This is a genomic window from Rathayibacter sp. VKM Ac-2927 (genome assembly GCF_022815525.1).
In the GTDB taxonomy this organism is placed as follows: Bacteria; Actinomycetota; Actinomycetes; order Actinomycetales; family Microbacteriaceae; genus Rathayibacter; species Rathayibacter festucae.
Genome location: NZ_JALGRT010000002.1, coordinates 867,890 through 873,889, shown reverse-complemented (window position 1 = coordinate 873,889; position 6,000 = coordinate 867,890). Strand labels below are relative to the sequence as shown.

Below are 6,000 nucleotides of genomic sequence, written 5' to 3'. Positions count from 1 at the left end.
TCAGAGATTGCTTGCGTCCACTTTGTGGTTCCCAGAATACGGGCTCCATACCGCGGGTCGTGTTCGCAAAGACACGATCTGCACACCGCACCTTCGGGGCGGACAACAGAACACACGCATGACGTGTGACCCAGATTTGACCACCACTACGCCTCAGGCTGGTGGGTGTGTCTGAGAGGGTTACGGCGGCCATAGCGAGAGGGAAACGCCCGGTCACATTCCGAACCCGGAAGCTAAGACTCTCAGCGCCGATGGTACTGCAGGGGGGACCCTGTGGGAGAGTAGGACACCGCCGGACACCAATTCACGATGGCCACCCAGAAATGGGTGGCCATCGCTGTTTAGCCAGAGGTTCCGCAGAAGGAACCTGAAGACCCAGCACCTCGACCCCCGTGGCGTCCGCCATTCTGCGGGTTAGGGTGGTGGCGGGCGGCTCACGGGCCGCCGATCCTCGTCCTCACGGATGGGTCAACTCCACAGAGCTCCACCACGACAGGCGAGGAACGCATGGACGACGCAGCATCCGACCGCAACGACCGCGGACAGGACCGGCGCGACGAGCGCCCGCCCCGCGCCGCCGGCGGCGACCGCTCCTCCTCCCCGCGAGGCGGAGCTCGAGACGGCGATCGGCCCGCTCGCGGTGGAGACTCCCGTCCGTACCGCTCGACCGACTCCGGATCGCGCTCGGACGCTCCGCGCCGTGACGGAGCCGGACGTCCGGACCGTGGCGGAGACTCTCGTCCCCGCCGCGACGGCGACTCTCGTCCGTACTCCAGCGGCGACTCCCGTCCGCGCCGCGACGGTGACGCTCGCCCTCCTCGGGCCGGTGACGCCCGTCCCTCTCGCGACGGTGATTCCCGTCCTCGTCGTGAGGGCGACTTCCGTCCCTCTCGTGACTCCGACTCCCGCTCTCGTCGCGACGGCGATGCGCGTCCTTCCCGTGACGGAGACTCCCGTCCGCGTCGGGAGGGCGACTTCCGTCCTTCTCGCGATGGCGACTCCCGCCCCCGCCGCGACGGTGATTCCCGTCCCTCCCGCGATGGTGACTCTCGCCCCCGGTACGGGGATGCGCGTCCTTCTCGTGATGGTGATTCCCGTCCGCGTCGTGAGGGCGATTCCCGTCCTTCTCGTGATGGTGATTCCCGTCCGCGTCGTGAGGGCGATTCCCGTCCTTCTCGTGACGGTGATTCCCGCCCGCGTCGCGAGGGCGACTTCCGTCCCTCGCGTGATGGCGACTCTCGTCCCCGCTACGGCGATGCGCGTCCTTCTCGTGACGGTGATTCCCGTCCGCGTCGTGAGGGCGACTTCCGTCCTTCTCGTGACGGTGACTCCCGTCCTCGTCGGGACGGCGACTTCCGTCCTTCTCGTGATGGTGACTCCCGTCCTCGTCGGGACGGGGACTCTCGTCCCTCTCGTGACGGAGACTCTCGTCCGCGTCGGGACGGCGACTCCCGCGGCGGGCGCTTCGACGACCGTCGCGGCGGTGGCGATCGCGCGGGCGGCCGCGGCGGATTCGGCGGCGGGTACGCCGGCCGCGGCGCTCCGCGCGAGGAGCCGGAGCTCACCGAGGAGGAGCGTGAGCGTCGCTCCCTCCAGTCGGTGCGCCCTCGGCACGACGACCCGGATCTGCCGGACGACGTCCAGGCGAAGGATCTCGACAAGGTCGCCCGCAACGAGCTGCGCACGCTGTCGAAGGACAACGCGGAGTGGGTCGCGCGCCACCTGGTGATGGCGGGCCGCCTCCTCGAGGAGGACCCGGACCTCGCGCACCGGCACGTGCTGTCGGCCGCGCGCCGAGCCGGCCGGATCGCGGTCGTCCGCGAGTCGCTGGCCATCTCGGCCTATGCGACCGGTGACTTCGCTCTCGCGCTGCGCGAGCTGCGCACCTACCGCCGGATCTCCGGCTCGGACGAGCAGGTCCCCCTGATGGTCGACAGCGAGCGGGGAGTGGGGCGTCCCGACAAGGCGCTCGAGCTCGGCCGCTCCGTGGATCGCAGCACGCTGAGCCCCGGTGCCCAGGTGTCGCTCGCGATCGCGATGTCCGGGGCGCGCCTCGACCTCGGTCAGGGCGAGCTGGCGCTGATGGAGCTCGAGATCCCGCAGCTCGATCCCGACCGCGCCTTCTCCTACAGCCCGGACCTCTTCGCCGCGTACGCGCTCGTCCTCGAGGAGGTCGGCCGTGCCGAGGAGGCCGCCGAGTGGCAGCGCCGCGCGGACATCGCCGCGCGCGCCGTCTTCGCGGACGAGGGCGGCGGCGACGACGAGACGATCGAGGTCGTCGAGGAGGAGGGCGAGTACATGCCCGCCACCCGCGCCGAGCTCTCGGGCCTGGTCGCCGCCGACGCGGCCCCCGACACCGACGCGGCCCCCGAGGCCGACGCCGCGAGCGACCTGGACGACTCGCTCGACATCGACGACGAGGACGAGGACGACAGCCTCGATCCCGACTCGGCTGAGCTCGCCGAGCAGGACGCCCCCGAGATCGACCAGCCCCTCGAGATCGACGAGCCACTCGAGATCGACGAGCCCGCCGACGCCGGCGCACCGGTGGAGGGCGACGAGCCCGTCGACTCCGACGTGTCCGCCGAGACCACGGCCGCGGACGCGATCGAGAACCAGGCCGCGCTCGACGACGCGGACCTGTCCGACGCGGACTTCGAGGAGGCCCTCGCCGATTCGACGCCCGAGGCGCTGTCGGTGGAGGACGCCGCCGAGGCGACAGGCGACGAGGAGGCCGCGGACGAGACCACCGCGGAGTCCACCGACGTGGAGTCCGCAGACGACACCGACACCACCACCCCCACCGACACCGAGGAGGACGGCGCCGATGTTCCGAAACCCGAAGCCTGAGCCCAGCCCGCTGGACGGGCGCGACTGCGTCCTCGCCGACCTCGACGGGGTCGTCTACAAGGGCGCCGACGCGATCCCGTTCGCCGTCGAGAGCCTGAACCGCGCGGCGGAGACCGTCCGCGTCGGCTACATCACCAACAACGCCTCGCGCACCGACGTCTCGGTGGCCGGCCACCTCTCCGACCTCGGCCTCGCCGTGCGCCCGGAGGACGTGGTCACCTCGCCGCAGGCGGCCGTCGTGCTGCTCGCCGATCTGATCCCGGCCGGCTCGACCGTCCTGGTCGTCGGCGGGGAAGGCCTCACCACCGAGGTCGAGCGGGCCGGCTTCACCGTCACCCGCAGCGCTGAGGACTCACCGGCCGCCGTCATCCAGGGCTTCGCGCAGTCGGTCGGCTGGGCGGAGCTCGCCGAGGCGTCGTTCGCGCTGCACACGGGCATCCCGTGGGTCGCCACCAACACCGACTGGACGATCCCGGTCGCCCGCGGCATCGCCCCGGGCAACGGCACGCTCGTCTCCGCCGTGCACACCGCGGTCGGGCGCCTGCCGGTCGTGGCCGGCAAGCCGGAGCGGGCGATCTTCGACGCGGCGACCGCGCGGTTCGGCTCGACGAATCCGCTGTTCATCGGCGACCGGCTCGACACCGACATCGCCGGGGCGAACACCTCCGGCATGGAGAGCGTGCTCGTGCTGACCGGCATCGACCGGGCGAAGCAGCTGCTCGCGGCCGAGCCGAAGCTGCGGCCGACCTACATCCTGGCCGACCTGCGCGAGCTGGACGCACCGTACCCGGCGACCGTCGTCGCCCGGAACGGCACCCACTCGGTGCGCTCGGCGAAGGTCCGGCTCGACGGGGACTCCGTCGTGATCGTCGACGCCGGCTCCGACGAGACCGACCTGCTGCGCGCGGCGTGCTCGGTGATCTGGAGCTCGGGTCGCGCGATCTACGGACTCGACGTGCCGGAGTCGCTCTACAGCTGACCCCGCGTGCGCACCGGGCCTAGGCCCGATCCCGTGCGGCGGGCTCCTCCCGGCCCTCGAACCGGAGGAGCCCGCTCAGCCGGATCGCCAGGGCCACCGCCGCGATGGCGATCAGCGCGCCGTAGGCGAAGGTGGCCGTGAAGACCGCGGCGCCGCTCCCGAGCAGACCGGTGACCGCGGCGGCCAGCAGCCCGGTCAGCGCGAGCGAGACCGAGCCGCCGGTCGAGTCGGCGATCTGCAGCGCCGAGCTGTTGAAGCCCTCGCGCCCCGGCGCCGAGAGGCCGAGCGTCAGCGTGCCCATCCGCGGGAACATCGCGCCCATCCCGCCGCCCGCGAGGAACCAGCCGACTCCGGCAACGATCGGCGACAGCGCGAGCACGACCGTCAGCAGCACGACGAGGATGCCGGCGAGCAGCAGACCCGTGCCGAGGCGCATCGCGCCGCCGTGCGACAGGTGGGTGCCCGGCCGGCCCTGCAGCTGCGAGCCCAGCGCCCAGGAGACGGCGCCGGCGGTGAGCGCGACCCCGGACAGCCACGGCGGGAGTCCGTACCGCTCGCTGAGCAGCAGCGGGAGGTAGACCTCGGTGCCGAAGAAGGCGGCCGCGACGAGGGCCCGCAGCAGCATCGTCGACGGCAGGACGCCGCGCGCCCGCAGCGTGCCGACCGGCAGCAGGGCGCGGACCGAGAGGATCACCACCGCGATCGCGACGGCGGCCACCACTCCCGCCGCCTCCGGAGCGATCTCGGCGCTCGTGCTCAGCACGACGACGGCGGCGGCCACCACGACGGCGCGGACGACGCGGCCGATCGCGCTCCGGTCGAAGGGCCGCAGCGCCTGCGGCTCGAGCGCGCGCAGAGTCGGCGCGATGACCGCGCTCGCCACGGCCACCAGCGCCACGACGCCGAGGAACACCCAGTGCCAGCTCGTCAGCTCGGCGACGAGGCCCGCGGCGAGCGGCCCGACCAGCGAGGGCACCACCCAGGCTGCGGCGAAGGCGCCGAAGATCCGGGGGTGCAGCTCGGCGGGGAAGACCCGGGCGACGAGCACGTAGAGCGTGACGGTGATCCCTCCGCTGCCGAGGCCCTGCAGCAGGCGCGCGCCGACGAAGACCGGCATCGACGTCGCCGTCCCGGCCGCGATCAGGCCGAGGGTGAAGAGCAGGATCGCCGCGATCAGCGCCGGGGTCGGTCCCCGGCGGTCCGCCGAGGAGCCCGCTGTGACCATGCCGACGACGGCCGCAGCGAGCGTGGCCGCGAAGGCGAGCGAGTAGAGCGCCCGGCCGTCGAGGTCGGCGCTGATGATCGGCATGATCGTCGTCACCGCGAGCGACTCGAACGCGCAGAGGAAGACGAGCGCCGTCGTGCCGGCGGTGGTCAGGAGGAACGGGGCCGAGGTGATGCCGCGGCGGGCGACGGAAGGCACTCTCGCCACACTACGCGGCGTCCGGCACCGCGGCCGGACTCAGCGGTAGACGGCCCAGTCGTCCTTCGTCAGCAGGGTGGGTGTGCCCTCGATCTCGACGAGCCAGCCGCTGTCGTCGCGCTCGAGGTAGCGCCCCTGGATGATCTCCGGAGCCCAGCCCCCGTCGCGCGAGGACACCCAGCGGACGAAGCGGACGGTGCCGCCGCGGCGGAAGAGCGTGCCGTTGTGGTCGCTCACGCGAGGATCCTCCTGGCTCGGGGATCGGGAGCGCTCTCGGGCTCGGGGACGACGTGCAGTCCGATCCGGCCGTGCGAGGCCGCCGTGAGCGCGCGCAGCCAGTGCGGGTTGAGGTCGTGCTGTCCTTCGGCGTCGTACTCGTAGCGCGTGGCGATCGAGGGGTGCAGCCAGAGCTCGGACAGCCGCCCGTCGTCGTCCGCGGTCGTGAGCAGGAAGCCCTCGCCGCGGCGGAACCGCGCGGTGATCACGCTCTGCAGGTGCGCGAGGGTGCGGTCCTCGAACCGGTGCGCGCTCGGCGGTGCCCCGTACAGCAGGCGTCCCATCGTCGACTCTCCTCCGCCGTTTCCGGCGCACCGAAGGGGGCGCACCGCAGAACAGCGTACTTTATTGACTAAATCGGTTAGCTAAATGCTCGGCGAGCAGTGCGTTTCCGGGACAGCGCGTGCTGCGTTTCCCGGACGGCGCCCGCGGGCCGCCGAGAAGTGGTTGCATGGTCGGAGCGAGTTCCCGA

Annotated in this window: 6 protein-coding genes and 1 rRNA gene; 3 read left to right on the top strand and 4 right to left on the bottom strand. The window is 72.2% G+C overall.

Annotated features, from left to right (window positions below; translation table 11 throughout):
- Positions 1-181 precede the first annotated feature (181 nt).
- Positions 182-298: ribosomal RNA gene (gene rrf / locus MT353_RS09135) — 5S ribosomal RNA — on the top strand.
- Between the two features lie 170 nt (positions 299-468).
- On the opposite strand, the gene MT353_RS09130 is transcribed toward rrf, so the two are convergent.
- Positions 469-1,614, bottom strand: coding sequence for a hypothetical protein (locus MT353_RS09130; protein WP_243624212.1), 1,146 nt, complete (start codon positions 1,612-1,614; stop codon positions 469-471).
- On the opposite strand from MT353_RS09130, the gene MT353_RS09125 reads away from it, so the two are divergent.
- Entirely contained in the window at positions 1,600-2,850 is a 1,251-nt protein-coding gene (locus MT353_RS09125; protein WP_243624211.1) for a hypothetical protein, read from the top strand. The two genes, MT353_RS09130 and MT353_RS09125, sit on opposite strands and share 15 nt — an antisense overlap.
- Positions 2,828-3,829 carry an HAD-IIA family hydrolase gene (locus MT353_RS09120; RefSeq protein ID WP_243624210.1) on the top strand — a complete coding sequence of 334 codons (1,002 nt, stop codon included), beginning with the start codon at positions 2,828-2,830 and terminating at the stop codon, positions 3,827-3,829. Before MT353_RS09125 ends, MT353_RS09120 begins: the two co-directional genes overlap by 23 nt.
- Before the next feature lie 19 nt (positions 3,830-3,848).
- Here the strand turns inward: MT353_RS09120 and MT353_RS09115 are convergent, their stop codons facing one another.
- From MT353_RS09115 to MT353_RS09105, 3 genes are read right to left on the bottom strand one after another with little or no spacing between them, the layout of a single operon-like run.
- A complete protein-coding gene (locus MT353_RS09115) occupies positions 3,849-5,252 on the bottom strand; it encodes an MFS transporter (protein ID WP_243624209.1) in 1,404 nt (467 codons plus the stop codon).
- Positions 5,253-5,291: 39 nt separating this feature from the next.
- Positions 5,292-5,489, bottom strand: coding sequence for a hypothetical protein (locus tag MT353_RS09110; RefSeq protein WP_123444572.1), 198 nt, complete (start codon positions 5,487-5,489; stop codon positions 5,292-5,294).
- Positions 5,486-5,812, bottom strand: a complete 327-nt coding sequence (locus tag MT353_RS09105) for an ATP-dependent DNA ligase (protein WP_243616535.1) — start codon at positions 5,810-5,812, stop codon at positions 5,486-5,488. Before MT353_RS09105 ends, MT353_RS09110 begins: the two co-directional genes overlap by 4 nt.
- Between the last annotated feature and the right edge of the window lie 188 nt (positions 5,813-6,000).

What these genes read in the sequence shown, in the direction of transcription:
- MT353_RS09120 (WP_243624210.1), top strand. Translation starts at nt 2,828, where the DNA reads ATGTTCCGAAACCCGAAGCCTGAGCCCAGCCCGCTGGACGGGCGCGAC.
- MT353_RS09105 (WP_243616535.1), bottom strand. Translation starts at nt 5,812, where the DNA reads ATGGGACGCCTGCTGTACGGGGCACCGCCGAGCGCGCACCGGTTCGAG.